Origin of the sequence: Halomonas sp. YLGW01 (genome assembly GCF_014840935.1) — a bacterium.
Taxonomy (GTDB): domain Bacteria; phylum Pseudomonadota; class Gammaproteobacteria; order Pseudomonadales; family Halomonadaceae; genus Onishia.
Genome location: NZ_CP062005.1, coordinates 3,161,696 through 3,177,599, shown reverse-complemented (window position 1 = coordinate 3,177,599; position 15,904 = coordinate 3,161,696). Strand labels below are relative to the sequence as shown.

Genomic DNA, 15,904 nt, shown 5'->3' with positions numbered 1-15,904 from the left:
GCGGATTCAAGGTGTCGGCAGCTGGCTGTGGCAGCGGCCCAGACGCAAAAAGCCGATACTCGCCTGCGTATCGGCTTTTTCTGGGTTAAGTAGCAGTGACCGCTGACGTTGAAACCCTGAATTCAAGCAACAAGCGCAGCACCTGCGGTATCTAGGGCTCCTGAATATTCCCCCAGAAACACCTGTGCCGGTGTGCGATAGCCGAGACGCTTTCGGGGTCGGTCATTCAGCTTCTCGACCACCTTGCGCAGCTTGGCATCTGTGACCTGTCGGAAATCCGTTCCCTTGGGGAAGTACTGTCGTATCAGGCCATTGGTGTTCTCATTGGTCCCACGCTGCCCGGAACAGTAGGGATCGCAGAAGTAAGTCGCTGCCGTTACCGCCTTGGCCACGGTCTCGTGATCCGCGAATTCCGAGCCGTTGTCCAGGGTGATGGTCTGGACAGCACCTCGGCGAGGCTTCAGCAGGCGGATCATGGCCCTCTGCGTCAGATCCGCTGAGAGCTTGGGCAGTCGTGCCGCCAGCAGATAGCCGCTACGTCGCTCGACCAGTGTCACCAGGCCCGATTGCTTGTGCCCCTGGACCACGGTGTCACCCTCCCAGTGCCCGATAAAGCGCCTGTCATCGACTTCAGCGGGGCGATGCTCGATGCCTACGCGGTTGGGAATCTTACCGAGCCCTGCGCTCTTCGCCTGAGCACGGTGCTTACTGCGCCGCTTGGGCTGGCGGAGGTGCTGCCAAAGATCGCCACCACGGGCCTTATCATCCCAGATCAAGGCGTAGATCCACTGGTGACTGACGCCTACGCCAGCCAAGGGCGCCATGAAACCGCTGAGTCTGCTCTGGGCTCCACTCCTCCCGCAGCCGGTCAACGACTGCGGCGATCATGCAGGGCAAGCGCTTCGTCCACTTCCAGGCGGTGCGACGCCGATGATCACTGAGGGACTGGGCCTGCTCAGGATCATAGCCGCTGGCGGTGACGTTGCGGCGCAGCTCACGGCTGATCGTACTGTTGTGGATGCCAAGCTCTTTGGCGATTTGTCGTCGGCTAACGCCCAGGTCATAACGGGCATAGATCTGGTATCGTTGGGTCTGGGTCAGCTGTCGGTATCCCATGCTCTTCTTCACTTTGGACGGTGAGCCGAGAAGGGTACCGGCGCTGCCCCTCCCGCCTCTACCTCGTGGGCCAAAGTGCTGCGGTTATTCTATGAATCCAGGAACCAGAGCGAACCGATGGCCTTTGGGCTGAATGCATTACTGTGGCCAGGCGCAAAAAAGCCGACACTCAAAGAGTATCGGCTTTTTCTGTGTTTGGTAGCGGGGACCGCCGATGTTGAAGCCAGAGCGAACCGGTGGCCTTCGGGCTGAATGCATCGCTGTGGCCAGATACAAAAAAGCCGACACTCAAAGAGTATCGGTTTTTTCTATGTTTGGTAGCGGGGACCGCCGACGTTGAAGCCAGAGCGAACCGATGGCCTTCGGGCTGAATACATCGCTGTGGCCAGATGCAAAAAAGCCGACACCCAAAGAGTATCGGCTTTTTCTATGTTTGGTAGCGGGGACCGGATTTGAACCGATGACCTTCGGGTTATGAGCCCGACGAGCTACCAGACTGCTCCACCCCGCATCAACGTGAGGCACATAATACAGGGTTTTTGCTCAGGGTCAAGAGTTGAATCGAGGGTGACAATAATCGCTCGGGATGAATTGAAACTGTCACCCTGGGTTGCGATGCTCGCAGGTGCCGGCGCGGGAATGGTCCATACTGTTCGGGCCACGCGTCGTGGCATCCAGTCAGCTATCAGGGAGATACACAATGGCTAATGCAGCACCCGTCGCGTGGGTTACCGGTGGTACCGGTGGCATCGGAACGGCGATCTGCCGCGCCCTGGCCAAGGAGGGCTATCAGGTCGTTGCGGGGTATCACAATCCTGAGAAGGCCAAGCAGTGGCTCGCCACCCAACAGGCCGATGGCTTCGACAACATCGCGCTGTCCGGTGTCGACCTGACCGACTATGACGACTGCGTCAGAGGCGTCACCGAGATTCGCGACCAGCATGGCCCCGTCAGCGTGCTGGTGAACTGTGCCGGTATCACCCGGGACGGCACCATGAAGAAGATGACCCCCGATCAGTGGCACGAGGTCATCGATACCAACCTCAACAGCGTCTTCAATACCTGTCGCGGTGTCATCGAGGACATGCTCGAGCACGGCTATGGCCGGATCGTGAACATCTCCTCGATCAACGGCCGCAAGGGCCAGTTCGGCCAGGTCAACTATGCGGCCGCCAAGGCCGGCATGCATGGCCTGACCATGTCGCTGGCGCAGGAAACCGCGACCAAGGGCATCACCGTCAACACCCTGTCGCCGGGCTACATCGCGACCGACATGATCATGCAGATTCCCGAGAAGGTACGCGAGGCGATTCGCGAGGGGATTCCGGTCAAGCGTTACGGTACCCCTGAGGAGATCGCCCGGGCGGTGGTCTTCCTGGCCGACAAGGAATCCGGCTTCATCACCGGCGCCAACCTGGACATCAACGGCGGCCAGTTCATGGGCTGAGGCTCGCCAGCGCCGAAAGACACAATACGAAGCACGCCCCAAAAAAGCCCCGAGGCCTTGGCCTCGGGGCTTTTGGTTGCTGTCGAGATGAGATGTCATGCCGTGCTTGGCCGCCCACCTAGCCATGGGCAGCGTCCCGGTCAGGGCGGCGGCAGAGGCAGCATCTGGTGCAGCAGGGCATCGAGCTCGAGTGCCTCGCGCGCCCAGTGCTGGGCGGGCACCGGGCCGGTGGCCAGCAGGGCGCACAGCACGCCGTGCAGTTCCTCGGCCCGGGAGGCCTCCTGGCCGAGGCTCTCGTTGAGGCGCTCGACCTGAATCGCCAGGCGCAGTGGCTCGTCCTGATGGGCGAGACCGCTGCCGGCCAGCAGCGCCAAATGCACCCGCAGGCGTGTCAGGGTATCCGTGACCGTCTGTGGGGCAGGAGGATGGCGGCGGGCGTCGTTGCGGGCCTGGTGGGCCTTCAGCATGTCGCCGGCCAGTGTTTCGCCGGCCAGTACCTCGTCGGCGACAACCTCGCGGGGCGCCAGGCCGTCCAGGGCCTTGCGGTCGGCGTCCAGGTGCGCCGAGAGCAGCGGTTGCAGGGATTGCCAGGCTCGGATCTCTTCATGGACGGCCAGGCGGGCCAGCCGTTCGCGGCGCGCCCGCACGATTCCGGCCCAGCGCTTGCGCATGCCCTCGGTGCGGCGCCCCGAGGGCAGGGGCTTGAGCGCCTCGATCTCGGCGCTGGCCTCGTCGAGCACAGCTTGATCGCGGCTGGAGGACGGCTGCCAGGCATCGAGGCGATCGATGACGGCCTGCATGGCGTCCAGGCGCGCCTTGGCCCGGGCAGCCTGATCGTCGTGCTCCGCCTCGCGACGGGCGAAGATCTCGTCGCACAGGTCACGAAACTCCCGCCACAGGGCCTGCTCCTCGCCCTTGGGCGCCCGGCCAAGGGCTCGCCAGCGCCGCTGCAGGCCCTTGGCGTCCCGGGCCGTCCGGCTGGCCGGCTGGGCCGATTCGCTCAGGGTGCGGGCTTCCTGGATCAGTGCGCGCTTGGCCGCGGCGATCTCTCGGGCGCGGCGATCGATCAGGTTCTGAAGGTCGTGGCTGAGGGTGGCAAAGCGCCGGCCGATCGTCTGGGCCTGAGGCCGAGGGACCGGAGAACAGCGCCGCCACTGTTCGCGGGCCTTGTCGCGAATCTCGCGCAGGGCGTCCGGATCGGCCTCGGGATCGGGGCGCGTCAGCAGAGTCTCGAGCTGGTCACACAGGGCGCGGCGCGTCTCGAGGTTCTGGATACGCAGGGTCTGCTGCTGCTCCCGCCAGGGCGCCAGGCGCTCGTGCAGACGATCGGAGGCCTGGCGGAAACGCCTCGACAGCTCGTGGGTGGCGGCGGCATCGCCGAGGGCCTTCCATTCCTGGACCAGCCGCCGGTGGCGGCGATCCAATGCCTCGGCGGCCAGGGTGCCATCCTCGGTCAGGGCCTCGATGGCCTCACACAGCTGCTCTCGCTTGGGGGCCGCGACGAAGCCGCGCCAGTCGCGCAGCTCGGCGAGCTGTGCGCCAAGGCGCTTGAGTCGGCTCTCGATGCCTCGGCGTTCCTGCTCGGGACGGGTCGCGAGCTGCTGGCGCAGTTGCTGGTGCAGGCGGCTGGCGGCCTTGAAGGCGCCGCGCTTGAGCTGCTCCTCGAGGGTCGCGAGGTCACGCTCGAGTGTGTCGCGACCGGCCGTCGATGCCTCGTGGCCGTGGAGCGGCGGGTGCGGGTCGAGCTGGGCGCGCGCCTGGGCGATGGCGTCGGTGGGCGGCAGCTCGCTCGGCCAGGCGATGGTCTCGAGCAGGGCGACCAGGCGGTCGCGGTCATGGTCGGTGAGCGCCCGTTCGAGGGTTGCAGCGTGCTGCTCGAGCCGCGACCAGGCGACATCCAGGCGATGGTAGTCGGCCAAGGCCTGGTCGTGGCGGGCGCGCAGGGTCTCCCTGGGCGGGTGACGATCGGAAAGCGCCGCCCAGCGCTGATCGAGCAGGCGCTTCTGGGCGCGCAGGCTGGCCATGTCCTGGCCGGTGAGGCGCGTATGCTGGCGCAGGCCGGCGAGGCCTTCCTCCAGCGACTCGATCAGGCCAAGGCGCGTTTCGTCATCGTTCTCGCGCTGTTGATGCGCGCTTTCGGCGGCCTGCTGGTGGGCCTCGTGGTCGCTGATGACCTTGCGACAGGCCAGGGCCGCGTCCTGGTAGCGACGCTCATGTTCGGCGCTGGGCAGGTCCTTGAGGCTCTCCCACTCCCGTGTCAGGTGCCGATAGCGGCCGGCATACAGGGGCTCCCAGGCATGGGTGACATGGGCTTCCAGGGCGCTGAGCAGCCGCTCGCGTTTCTCGTGGGCCGCTTGGGCCTGGGCGGCATCGGCCCGGCGCCGGTTCAGGGCCTCCCGGGCCAGCCGCTGAATCTGCTTGTCTCGCCGAGCGCGGCGGGCCAGTTCACGCAAGCCGCTTTCGCTGTCGATGCGATCGGCGGCGGCGCGGCGCACGGCGGCGATGCCGTTCTCGCAGGCCTGGTCAAGCAGCGCGGTTTCGTCGGTGATCCGCGCCAGCGCGGTCAGCCTGAGCTGCTGGTTGTCTCCCTGCATGGCGATATCATTCAGCAGGCGCGGGTGCGAGAGGCGTTCCACCAGCGCCAGACGATGCGCCAGGCTCAGGTCGCCGTCGTGTCCCACCAGCAAGGCGGTCAGGCGCGTCGTCAGTTCCGGCGAGGCCTCGTCTTCGAGCATCGCCAGCAACGCCTGGGGATCGGCGAGCCGGGACAGGGCGGACTGGCGGACCCTGGCATCCGGGTCCCGGGCCAGCGTCTCGAGCCGGCGATGGTCCTCGGGGCGCGTGGCGTCCAGGCGCTGGGCAGCCTCGCGGCGTTTCTCGGCATCGGGGTGCTGCCAGCGCGGGGACAGCAGGCGACGGATCCATCCTGAGGGAGTCTTTCCTGACATGGTGACGTTGCATTCCTGTATCGGCGGGGTGGCGCCTGCACCGCGCCATGGCCATGAGCAATCATCTAAGCATGCGACGCAGCACCGGAAAAGCCCCGCCGGCATCAAGGACACCGGGGCGTTTTGCCTTCGTGGCCGCCCTGGAGCCGGCTGACAGCGGGTCATTAGGCCCGCAGGACAAGACAATCACTGACAGCCTGGCCGCTTGGTCTTATGATCAGTTGCAGGGTCGCAATCCCTCGCTTAGCTTTAACTCTCATCACCCGCTGCGGAGTCCGGCAATGAGTCTCAAGATGGACAGGGCCAGCATGGCATTTACCTTCAAGGGTGGCATGTTGCCCATGACGGTCATGGAGTTGACCAGCGCCGATCCCGAGCGCATCCGTGACCAGCTGGCCGGCAAGCTCAGCCAGTCGCCGGCCTTCTTTCAGCATACGCCCGTGGTGCTCAGCGTCGAGAAGCTCGATGAGCCCCACCTGTCGCTGGAGCGAATCTGTGCGGTCTGCCGGGCGCACAAGCTGTTGCCGGTGGCGGTACGCGGCGGGACCGATCCGGTCAAGCAGTCCGCCTGGGCGCTGGGGCTTGGCTGGTTCCCGCCTCAGGAGCTGCGTCCCCGTGCCCTCGAGAGCGTGACGGCGCAGGGCGAGCCCCGTGCGGCGCTCGCCCCGGAGACTGCCGCGCCCGAAGACGCCGCGTCCCAGGGGGCGGGCCAGGCGGAGGTGACCCCGACGGGGCGCATCTACCGCGGTACCGTTCGCTCGGGGCAGCAGGTCAGCGCCGCGGACGGCGACCTGGTGGTGATCGGGGCGGTCAATGCCGGCGCCGAGGTGCTGGCGGCCGGCAATATTCATGTCTATGGTGCCCTGCGGGGCCGGGCCCTGGCGGGCATTCATGGTGGACGCGAGGCTGCCATCTTCTGTCGCGAGCTTCACGCCGAGTTGTTGTCGGTGGCCGGCAACTACAAACGTCTGGACGACATCGATCCGCGGCTGCTGGGCAGTACCGTCCAGGTCAGCCTGAGCGAGGACCAGCTGGCGATCGCCGCCTTGTCCTGAGCAGGGCGGCGATCGGTTATCTCTTTAGCAACAGGAAGCTTATCTTGGCCAAGATCATTGTAGTGACCTCCGGCAAGGGTGGGGTCGGCAAGACGACCAGTGCGGCGGCCATCGCCACGGGCCTGGCGCTGCGCGGCAACAAGACCGTGGTGATCGACTTCGACGTCGGCCTGCGCAACCTCGATCTGATCATGGGCTGCGAGCGCCGCGTGGTCTATGACCTGGTCAACGTCATCCAGGGGGATGCTGGGCTCAACCAGGCGATGATACGTGACAAGCGGGTCGAGAACCTGCACATCCTGCCGGCCTCCCAGACTCGCGATAAAGACGCCTTGACCAGCGAAGGCGTCGAGAAGATCCTCGATGCCCTGACCGAAGACTTCGACTTCATCATCTGCGACTCGCCGGCGGGCATCGAGCGCGGCGCCCAGCTGGCCATGTACTTCGCCGACGAGGCGGTGGTGGTGACCAACCCCGAGGTGTCCTCGGTGCGTGACTCCGACCGCATCCTCGGCCTGCTGTCCTCCAAGACCCGTCGCGCCGAGCAGAACCGCGACCCGATCAAGGAGCACCTGCTGATCACCCGCTACAACCCGACCCGGGTCGACGACGGTGACATGCTCAATCTCGACGACATCTGCGAGATCCTGGCCATCGACCTGATCGGCCTGATCCCCGAGTCCGAGGCGGTGCTGCGGGCCTCCAATCAGGGCATTCCGGTCACCCACGACCAGAAGAGCGACGCCGGCCAGGCCTACACCGATACCGTGTCGCGGCTGCTCGGCGAGAGCGTGCCGCTGCGTTTCCATGAGTACCAGAAGAAAGGGTTGCTGAGCCGCGTGTTCGGGGGAGGTCGTCGGTGAAACTGCTGGATTTCCTGAAAGGCGAGCGCAAGAAGACCGCCTCGGTCGCCAAGGAGCGGCTGCAGATCATCGTCGCCCACCAGCGTGGCCAGCGGGACCAGCCGGACTACATGCCGATGCTGGAGCGCGAGCTGCTGGAGGTGATTCGCCGCTACGTGAAGGTCGAGCAGGATGCCATCAACATCAGCCTCGATCGCGACGAGGACTGTTCGGTGCTCGAGCTCAACGTGACCCTGCCGCGCAGCTGAGCCGGTCATGAAGGCGGCAATGAGCAAGGCCCGCCCCGGAGCGGCTGAGCCGCTCCGGGGACTGTGCTAGGCTGGGCGTTATTTGGACTGCTGGAGAGCCTGTCATGGCGCCGCCCCCCGCCGCTCCGCGGACCTTTCTGTGGCACGACTACGAGACCTTCGGGGCCGACCCGCGCCGGGATCGGCCCTCGCAGTTTGCCGCGATCCGCACCGATGCCGACTTCAACGAGATCGGCGCGCCCCTCGAGGTCTACTGCAAGCCCGCCGACGATTACCTGCCGCATCCCCAGGCCTGCCTGATCACCGGGATCACGCCGCAGAAGGCGCAGCGTCGGGGCGTACCCGAGGCCGAGTTCGCCGGCATCATCAACGACGCCATGAGCGAGCCCGGCACCTGTGTCCTGGGCTACAACAGCCTGCGCTTCGATGATGAGGTCAGCCGCCACCTCTTCTACCGCAACTTCCTCGATCCCTATGCCCGGGAGTGGCAGAACGGCAATTCGCGCTGGGACCTGATCGACGTGGTGCGGGCCTTCCATGCCCTGCGCCCCGAGGGCATCGAGTGGCCCAGGCGCGAGGACGGTGCCCCGAGCTTCAAGCTCGAGCACCTGACCGCCGCCAATGGCATCGAGCATGCCGGCGCCCACGATGCCCTGGCCGACGTGCGCGCCACCATCGCCCTGGCGCGACTGCTCAAGTCCTGTAACTCGGGGCTCTTCGACTACCTGCTGGCCCTGCGCAGCAAGCGCGAGGTGGCCAAGCGGCTGGATATCGCCTCGCGCAAGCCGCTCTTGCATATCTCCCGCCGCTACCCGGCGAGCCGCGCCTGCAGCGCGCTGGTGATGCCGCTGGCCGAGCATCCCAGTAATCCCAACGGGGTGATCGTCTATGACCTGGCGGTGGACCCGACGCCGCTGTTCGAGCTGTCGGTGGAGGAGATCCGGGCTCGGGTGTTCGTCGGCGCCGATGAGCTTGCCGAGGGCGAGACCCGCATTCCGCTTAAGGTGATCCACCTCAACAAGAGCCCGGTACTGATGCCGGTGAGTTACCTGAAGGATATAAGCGGCGAGCGTCGCGGCGAGTACGGCGCCATCGTCGAGCGCCTGGGGCTCGACCTGCCCACCTGTCGCGAGCACTGGAAGCGGCTTTCGGCCGCCCCCGAGGCTGCGCGCAGCGCCGCGGGGGTCTTCGCCGAGCCGCCCCCCGAAGGTCCGCAGGACCCGGACCTGATGCTCTACTCCGGCGGCTTCTTCTCGCCGGCCGACCGCCAGCAGATGCAGCGGGTGCGGGAGGCGGATCCCTGGGACCTGGTCGGCGCCAGCTTCGCCTTCCAGGACCCGCGCCTCGAGGAGATGCTGTTCCGCTTCCGGGCGCGCAGCTACCCCGACACCCTCGAGGGCGAGGAGCAGGGCCAGTGGGATGCCTATCGCTGGTCACGCATGAACGATGCCAGCCTCGGCGGCCTGACCCTGCAGGGCTTCGCCCGGGAGATCGAGCGCCTGAACCAGGTCAGTCTCGAGGATCACGAGCGCCAGGTGCTGGAGGAACTGGTGATGCACGTCGAGGCGATCATGCCGGCGCAGGCCTTCGGCGCCTGACGCCTCGCCCTTACGCGACGAATCACAACGGCGGATCACAACGACGACGCCCGGCGCCCTGAGACAGGGGCCGGGCGTCGTCGTGTCGGGAGGTGCGGCGCGAGGCGCGGCTCAGTCGCCCTCGGGCAGCGGGATCAGCTCGGCGGTGAGGGCCTGCAGATCGCTGGGGCTGTCGCCGGGGTCGAAGGTGATGTCGGCGGTCGGCGCCTCTCGCAGCTCGCCCCAGGCCTCTTTCAGCCCCTGCGGAGTGAGAGTCGCGACCCGCGTGGCCAGGCGCTCGCGATGATCGAAGCCGGTGTCGTCGCGGGCCAAGGCCTGCCAATGGCGATTGGCGAGCTGCCCAAGCGAGGTGTCGCGCTCCAGCAGGCGGTCATGGACGGCCTGCCGGTATGGGGCCAGGGCGGCCTCGTCCAGCTCGGCGAGGGTCTGGTCGAACTCGTCGAGGAAGGCCGAGATGCGGCTTCCGATCACCTGACTGTCGGCCTCCGGTGACTGAACCAGCAGGGCGAGGCCCGGCGCCTCGAGCAGCGGCATGTAGCTGGCGCTGACGATGTAGCCGAGCTGCTGCTCGGTGCGCAGCCGGGTGTAGAAGGGCGTGGCGATCAGCTGGCCGAGCACCGCCAGGCGTGCCTGCTCGTCCAGCGTGCGGGTCTGGCCCTGAAGGTAGCGCAGCACCAGCGAATCCTGGCGGGTGCTGTGGGGGTGCAGGTTGGGCAGGGCGTCTGAGATGTCCAGCGGCTCGAGGTCGGGTATCGCCGTGGCCTCGAGGGTCGGGGCCAGGGTGGCGATGACCGATTCGCCGGTGGCGCGGGCGGTGTCGGCCGACAGGTCGCCCACCGCCAGGGCCTCGACGCGCAGCGCGCCGAGGAAGGCCTCGCGATAGTCGCGCAGGGCCTCGGCGTCCAGGGTGTCGATGGCCTCGAGCAGGGTCGCCGCCGGCCACTGAGGGCGCAGCAGCGCCTCGCCGAGCGCGCGATTGGCCTGCTGATAGAGAGCCGCCTCGGGGGCGTTGCGCCATTCGCGCTCGAGCTGGTGACGGACCCGCGCGACGCTGTCGGCGCGGATATCGCCCTCGGTCAGTTGGGTGAGCACCCGCTCGATCAGTCGCGGCTGGCGGTCGCGCCAGCCGGAGAAGGCCAGGGTCATGCCGCGGGCGTGGGCATAGGCGTTGAACTGGTGGCCGGCCAGCCGGGCGGGGTAGAGGGCCTCGTTGAGGCTGTCGTTGAGCCAGCCGGCAAGCAGCCGGGTCAAGGCGGCATCCCGGGCATTGGCCGCTGCCGCCGGGTGCTGGAGGCTGAATCGCCATTCCACCTTGGGGGTGTCGAAGCCGGCATGGGCCTGGTGCCAGAGCTCGGCGCCGGGCGTGTTCAGTAGGCGCCCGGGGACGGCATCCTCTTCCTCACCGAGGTGGAGATCCTCGGCGATATAGGGGTTGGGCTCGGGCAGGGCCAGGTCTTCGAGTGGCGAGGCGCTCGCCCACTCGGGGGGCTGCGTGACGCGGTAGGGGGCGTCGAACCAGGGAGACGTGGTCTCGCCTGTCACGTCGGGGGCGCGATAGACCCGCAATAGATTATCCGGCGTCAGTGCCGCCAGATAGGCCTCGATGCGCGGCGCGTCGAAGCCATCCATGCGGTAGGGTGCGTACTGGGCGTCGTGGCTCGGATAGTGCGCCAGGTTCATGGCCAGGCGGGTGGCGTCGTGCTGCGGGGCGCCGTGTTGCTGGAAGCGGAACTCCTGCTCGGCGAGGCGGGCCTGCTCCTGATAGCGCCAGGGGGCGAGCCCCTCACGGCGGATGCGGTCGATGGACGAGAACAGGCTCGCCTGGATCCGCGGGATCTGTCGGGCGCCCTCGGGCGTCAGGCTGATACTGACGGTGAACAGCGCCTGCTTTCCATCGCCGTGGCCGACACCGGCCGACAGGCCATCGGCCAGCCCGGCCTCGCGCAGCCTCGCCAGCAGACTGCCCTCGCCCTCATGGCCGAGCAGGTTGGCAATATAGGAAGCGGGCTTGGTGGCGTAGAAGGGCTCGGGGTCGTGCACCGGGAAGTAGAAACGCAGCTGGCGCTCGTCGCGCAGCGAGGCGACCTCGAGGGACAGCGGCAGGCTGTCGGCGCGCACCAGGGGGGCGTCGACTTCGGGGCGGCTCAGGCCGCGATCCGGAATCGCCGCAAAGCGCTCGCGCACCAGGTCCTCAAGCTCATCCAGCGGCTGGGGGGCGACGAGGACCAGGTGCATCACGTTGGCGCCATAGTGGGTCTCGAAGAAATCGATGACCCGCTCGCGCAGCGGTGTATTGGCGTTCTCGGGCAACGTCAGGGTGGCGCGGCTGCCCACCGAGAAACCGGTGGTCGGGTTGTCGGGGTTGAGCACCTGGTCGAGTGCATCATTCTCGCGGCGTCCGTCATCGCGCAGCCGCGCCTGATACTCAGAATGCACCACGTTGCGCTCGCTCTCCAGCTTGTCGGCATTGAAGCGGGGCGCGATGAAGAACTGGCTGAACCGATCCAGGGCGCCGGGCAGGGCCTCGGGCTCGATGTCGAAGAAGTAGTTGGTGTCCTGGCTTGCCGTGAAGGCGTTGTGGCTGCCGCCGTGACGATTGATGTAGGACTGATAGGCGTCGGCGGCCGGGTAGGCCTCGGTGCCGAGAAACAGCATGTGTTCGAGGAAGTGGGCAAGGCCCGCCAGGTCCTCGGGGTCGCTGGCACTTCCGACATCGATGTTCATCGAGGCGGCGGCCTTGTCGGCCTCGTGGTCGCTAACCAGCAGTACGGTCAGGCCGTTGTCCAGGGTCAGCAGCCGGTAGTCGCGCCGGTCATGGGGGCTGGTCTTGAGGGCCTGAGTCTCCAGGGCGGGCGACGCTTGCGAGGATCCTTGGGCGGAGACCTCGGCGGTTGCCGAGGCGCTGGCCAGCGTCGGGGCAATGAGGGCCAGCAGCAGGGCGCTGCCGAGGGCCAGGCGGTCGCGATGGCGGCGCAGGGATGCAAGGCGGGTTATGGCGGTCATCATGACTCCTGTGCAGGCTGCCAGCGCAGCATGGGGCCGGTCGGGTGACCACAGGCCCATTCCTGATTCAGCGGGTGATTCACTCGTCTTGATACCGGAAAAGCGCCCAACAGTTCCCTGGGAGCCGGATTGAGCATGGCGCGAGCCTCGTCGAGCGGCGTCGCCGGGTCGAGCCAGGCCGTTGCCTGGCCGGCCTCGATCACCGCCGGCAGGCGGTCGCTGAGCGGTGCCAGCAGCGGCGGTGCGGCCACGGTGATCAGCGCCATGGAATCGTGGAAGGCGCTCAGGGTGGTGTGGAAGCGGGCCCAGAGGCCAGCCAGCAGCAGGGGGCCGCGATCGACGCGGGTCACCAGGTAGGGCTGCTTGCCGCGGGGCAAGGTGCGCCAGACATAGACGCCGCTGACCGGAATCAGGCAGCGGCGGGCGGCGAAGGCTTCGGCGAACATCTTGCGCTCGTCGAGACTCTCCGCCCGGGCGCAGTGGGGAGCGTGGTCGAGCACCTTAAGCCACGGCGGGGTCAGTCCCCAGAAGGCGCGGCTCAGGTGCGGGCGGCCGGCATCGAGGCGGATCATCGACAGCCCCTGGCGGGGAGCCAGGTTGGCACCGGTCAGCAGCGGTTCGTCGATCGCGAGGTCGGGCAGTAGCCGGGGCAGGTCAAGCGGCGCGATGTGCAGGCGGCCGGCCATGGGCTCTCCCGTGTCGTCTTAGCAGGTGGTGCTGATGGATGCCAGGCGACTGGCGCGAGGTGTCAGGGTACCCAAGAGCCCCGGGACTGCATAGCGCCGGCGGTGGCCCCGTTGACGAAGTTGTGTTTGTGCGCGGGGGCGGTATGCTGATATAAAACGCTGTTCGATACCTGCGATTCTGTCGCTTCCGCCCTCTAGCCGTTCAGCGTACCTGCGAGGATGCAATGGCACGTCCCAGACAGCACGCGCCCGAAGCGTTGCATGCTCAGGTCATGGCCGCATGCGATGCCTGGCTCCAGGAGCACCCCGTCCATACGCTGTCGCTGCGCGCGTTGGCGAGGGAGGTCGGTTGTGCGCCCAGCACCCTGCTGAAGCTCTATGGCAGCTTCAACAACCTCCTGCAGCACGCCAATATCGAGACCCTGGCCCATCTGCGCGGTGCCATCGAGGGACTCGAGAGCGGTGGCCCCGAGGCGCGGCTGACCGGCCTGGCCAAGGCCTACTGGCAGTTCGCCAAGACCTCCCCCTACCGCTGGCAGCTGCTGTTCGATTACCCGCTGGCTCAGGAGGGCGAGCTCGATCAGCGTCAGAACGACATGATCGAGGCGCTGTTCGTGAGGGTCGAGGCCACCCTCAAGGAGTTCCAGCCGGCGATCGATGATCTGGAGGCCCGCCGCCTGGCCCGCACCCTCTGGGGCAGCGTCCATGGCCTGGTACAGCTGGGCCTCAACGAGCGCCTGGGCTACTGGCAGGGCCAGCCGCTGGAGGTCGGGGAGCTGCTCGACCAGCTACTCACGACCCTGCTCAACGGGCTCCGGCACCAGCCGGGCGGCATGTGAATCGCGGCCTGCTGACCCAGCGTCGCTTCGCGCCCCTGTTCTGGGTGCAGGCGCTGGGCGCCTGCAACGACAACCTCCTGCGCAACACCCTGCTGCTGATGCTGACCTTCGTCGCCGTGCCACGCCACGGCTGGGATCTGGGACTGGCCATCAACCTGGCGGCGGGGCTCTTCATCCTGCCCTTTCTACTGCTTTCCGCCTGGGGCGGTGAGCTCGCCGACCGCCTCGACAAGCGGCGCCTGGTGCGCTTGCTGAAGCTCGCCGAATGCATCCTGATGGCGCTGGCGGCCGTGGCCATCTGGTACCAGAGCCTGGCGGCGCTGTTCGTGCTGTTGGTGCTGGCGGGCACCCAGTCGGCCCTGTTTGGGGCGGTCAAGTTCGCCATCCTGCCGCACCACCTGCCGTCTTATGAGCTCGGTCGCGGCAATGCCTGGATTCATGTCGGTACCTTCGCCGCGATCCTCGCCGGTGCCCTGCTCGCGGGGGTGCTGGCCGCATTGCCGGCGCCCTGGTCGCGCCCGTCACTCATGGCCGCTCTGGTGGGGATCGCCCTGCTGGGCGCTGGCGCCAGTCTGGCGCTGCCGCCGACGTCCCGGACGCCGGCCGCCGCTGATCCTGCGGGCGAGGGCGGCCGGCCGCGCTTTCGCCCCCTGACGAGCCTGATCGAGGTGCTGCGCGGCGCGCGTCGTGAGCCTGTGCTGTGGCCGGCGATCCAAGCCATCAGCGTCTTCTGGTTCCTGGGCGCCTGCTTCCTGACCCAGCTGCCGGCCTGGGCGCACCAGGTGGCGGGGGGCGAGGCGGCCATGCTGAGCCTGCTGTTGGCGGCCTTCGCCGGTGGCGTCGGGGCGGGGGCACTGGCCTGTGCCAAGCTCTCGGCAGGCCGCCTGGAGTTTGGCCTGGTACCGCTGGGGGCGCTCATCATCGGTGCGGCCAGTCTGCTACTGGCCGGCATGGACAGCGCGACGGCCGGTGGGCAGCCGCTGGCGAGGCTGCTAGAGGCGCCGGCGGCCTGGCGCATGCTGGCGGGGTTCGCGCTGGTCGGCGTCGGTGGCGGCATCTACATCGTGCCGCTCTATACCCTGCTGCAGCTCGGCAGCCACGAGGCCCGGCGAGGCCAGATCATTGCCTCCAACAACATCGTGAATGCGCTGCTGATGGTGGTGGCGGCCGGTTATGGCTGGCTGATGCTATCGGGGCTGGGGCTCGATCTGCAGAGCTTCGTGGCGAGCCTCGGCGGCATCGCTCTGGCGGCGGGGGTGGCGATGATCGTGCGTCATCCGCGGCCGGTGCTGCGCCTGCTGGTGTTCGCGCTGGTCGCGCTGATCTACCGGCTGCGCCTGCGCGGTCGCCACCATGTGCCGGCCCGCGGACCCGCGCTGGTGGTCTGCAATCACGTCAGCTTCATGGACGCGCTGGTAATCGGTGGGGCCTGCCCACGGCCGTTGCGCTTCCTGATGGATCGGCCGATCTACGAGTCGCCCTGGTTGAACTGGCTGTTCCGCCTGGTAGGGGCCATCCCGGTGGATTCCGAGCGCAGTGACCCCGGCGGCCTGCGACGTACCCTCGATCAGGTCAGCCAGGCGTTGCGTCATGGCGAGGTGGTGATGCTCTTCCCCGAGGGGCGGCTGACCCGGGATGGCGAGGTGCAGGCCTTTCGTCGCGGTCTCGACCTGATCCTCGCCCGCAACCCGGTGCCGGTGGTGCCGGCCGGGCTCGCCGGGCTCTGGGGGTCCTGGACCTCTAACCACAACGGTCCCGCCCTGAGTCGGCTGCCGCGGCGCTTCCAGGCGCGGGTGGCGTTGGTATTCGGGGAGCCGGTGCCGGCCGCCGAGGCCAGTCGGGACAGCCTGGCGGACCGGGTGACGGCCCTGAAGGCGGAAGCCGACGCCTGGATCACGCCAGGCACTCAAGCTGCCTCGCGCGGCGCCGCCGAGTGAGGCCTTGACCCTGACGTTTCCGCTGGCCATTCGCCTTGCACGAAGAAAAAAGAGCGACGAAAAGCGCGCTACGAGAAAGCCTATAAAAAAAGAGCCGCGCTGGCTGCCAGCGCGGCTCTTTTCTCAGAAGGTCGGTTCGTGGTCTCCGCTCGGGTGATCAGGCC

Annotated in this window: 12 protein-coding genes and 1 tRNA gene; 7 read left to right on the top strand and 6 right to left on the bottom strand. The window is 67.4% G+C overall.

Going from position 1 to position 15,904, the window contains the following annotated elements:
* Positions 1-122: 122 nt before the first annotated feature.
* From IEJ03_RS14525 to IEJ03_RS14520, 3 genes are all read right to left on the bottom strand, one after another.
* On the bottom strand, positions 123-776 hold the full coding sequence (locus IEJ03_RS14525; RefSeq protein WP_202884380.1) for an IS30 family transposase: 654 nt from the start codon (positions 774-776) through the stop codon (positions 123-125).
* Positions 763-1,116 carry a helix-turn-helix domain-containing protein gene (locus IEJ03_RS15835; RefSeq protein ID WP_202884379.1) on the bottom strand — a complete coding sequence of 118 codons (354 nt, stop codon included), beginning with the start codon at positions 1,114-1,116 and terminating at the stop codon, positions 763-765. Before IEJ03_RS15835 ends, IEJ03_RS14525 begins: the two co-directional genes overlap by 14 nt.
* Before the next feature lie 434 nt (positions 1,117-1,550).
* A tRNA-Met gene (locus tag IEJ03_RS14520) sits at positions 1,551-1,627 on the bottom strand.
* 189 nt (positions 1,628-1,816) lie between these two features.
* Between IEJ03_RS14520 and phbB the strand changes: the two genes are divergently transcribed.
* Entirely contained in the window at positions 1,817-2,563 is a 747-nt protein-coding gene (gene phbB, locus IEJ03_RS14515) for an acetoacetyl-CoA reductase (protein ID WP_192035518.1), read from the top strand.
* Between the two features lie 140 nt (positions 2,564-2,703).
* On the opposite strand, the gene IEJ03_RS14510 is transcribed toward phbB, so the two are convergent.
* A complete protein-coding gene (locus IEJ03_RS14510; RefSeq protein WP_192035517.1) occupies positions 2,704-5,511 on the bottom strand; it encodes a DUF349 domain-containing protein in 2,808 nt (935 codons plus the stop codon).
* 281 nt (positions 5,512-5,792) lie between these two features.
* On the opposite strand from IEJ03_RS14510, the gene minC reads away from it, so the two are divergent.
* From minC to sbcB, 4 genes are all read left to right on the top strand, one after another.
* Entirely contained in the window at positions 5,793-6,566 is a 774-nt protein-coding gene (gene minC, locus IEJ03_RS14505; RefSeq protein ID WP_192035516.1) for a septum site-determining protein MinC, read from the top strand.
* Between the two features lie 44 nt (positions 6,567-6,610).
* Entirely contained in the window at positions 6,611-7,429 is an 819-nt protein-coding gene (minD, locus tag IEJ03_RS14500; protein ID WP_192035515.1) for a septum site-determining protein MinD, read from the top strand.
* Complete coding sequence (minE, locus tag IEJ03_RS14495; protein ID WP_192035514.1) at positions 7,426-7,677, top strand: cell division topological specificity factor MinE; 252 nt, start codon at positions 7,426-7,428, stop codon at positions 7,675-7,677. The genes minD and minE overlap by 4 nt, the downstream gene beginning before the upstream one ends.
* 104 nt (positions 7,678-7,781) lie before the next feature.
* The gene (gene sbcB, locus IEJ03_RS14490; protein WP_192035513.1) at positions 7,782-9,275 is read left to right on the top strand and encodes an exodeoxyribonuclease I; all 1,494 of its coding nucleotides are present in this window, start codon (positions 7,782-7,784) and stop codon (positions 9,273-9,275) included.
* A 111-nt stretch (positions 9,276-9,386) separates the two neighbouring features.
* Here sbcB and IEJ03_RS14485 read toward each other — a convergent pair whose 3' ends face one another.
* Both IEJ03_RS14485 and IEJ03_RS14480 read right to left on the bottom strand, forming a co-directional pair.
* Entirely contained in the window at positions 9,387-12,278 is a 2,892-nt protein-coding gene (locus IEJ03_RS14485; RefSeq protein ID WP_192035512.1) for an insulinase family protein, read from the bottom strand.
* A complete protein-coding gene (locus IEJ03_RS14480; protein WP_192035511.1) occupies positions 12,278-12,964 on the bottom strand; it encodes an SOS response-associated peptidase in 687 nt (228 codons plus the stop codon). Before IEJ03_RS14480 ends, IEJ03_RS14485 begins: the two co-directional genes overlap by 1 nt.
* A gap of 224 nt (positions 12,965-13,188) precedes the next feature.
* Here IEJ03_RS14480 and IEJ03_RS14475 point away from each other — a divergent pair, with 224 nt between their 5' ends.
* Both IEJ03_RS14475 and IEJ03_RS14470 read left to right on the top strand, forming a co-directional pair.
* On the top strand, positions 13,189-13,803 hold the full coding sequence (locus IEJ03_RS14475; protein ID WP_192035510.1) for a TetR-like C-terminal domain-containing protein: 615 nt from the start codon (positions 13,189-13,191) through the stop codon (positions 13,801-13,803).
* A complete protein-coding gene (locus IEJ03_RS14470; RefSeq protein ID WP_242457988.1) occupies positions 13,800-15,740 on the top strand; it encodes an MFS transporter in 1,941 nt (646 codons plus the stop codon). The genes IEJ03_RS14475 and IEJ03_RS14470 overlap by 4 nt, the downstream gene beginning before the upstream one ends.
* Positions 15,741-15,904 lie beyond the last annotated feature (164 nt).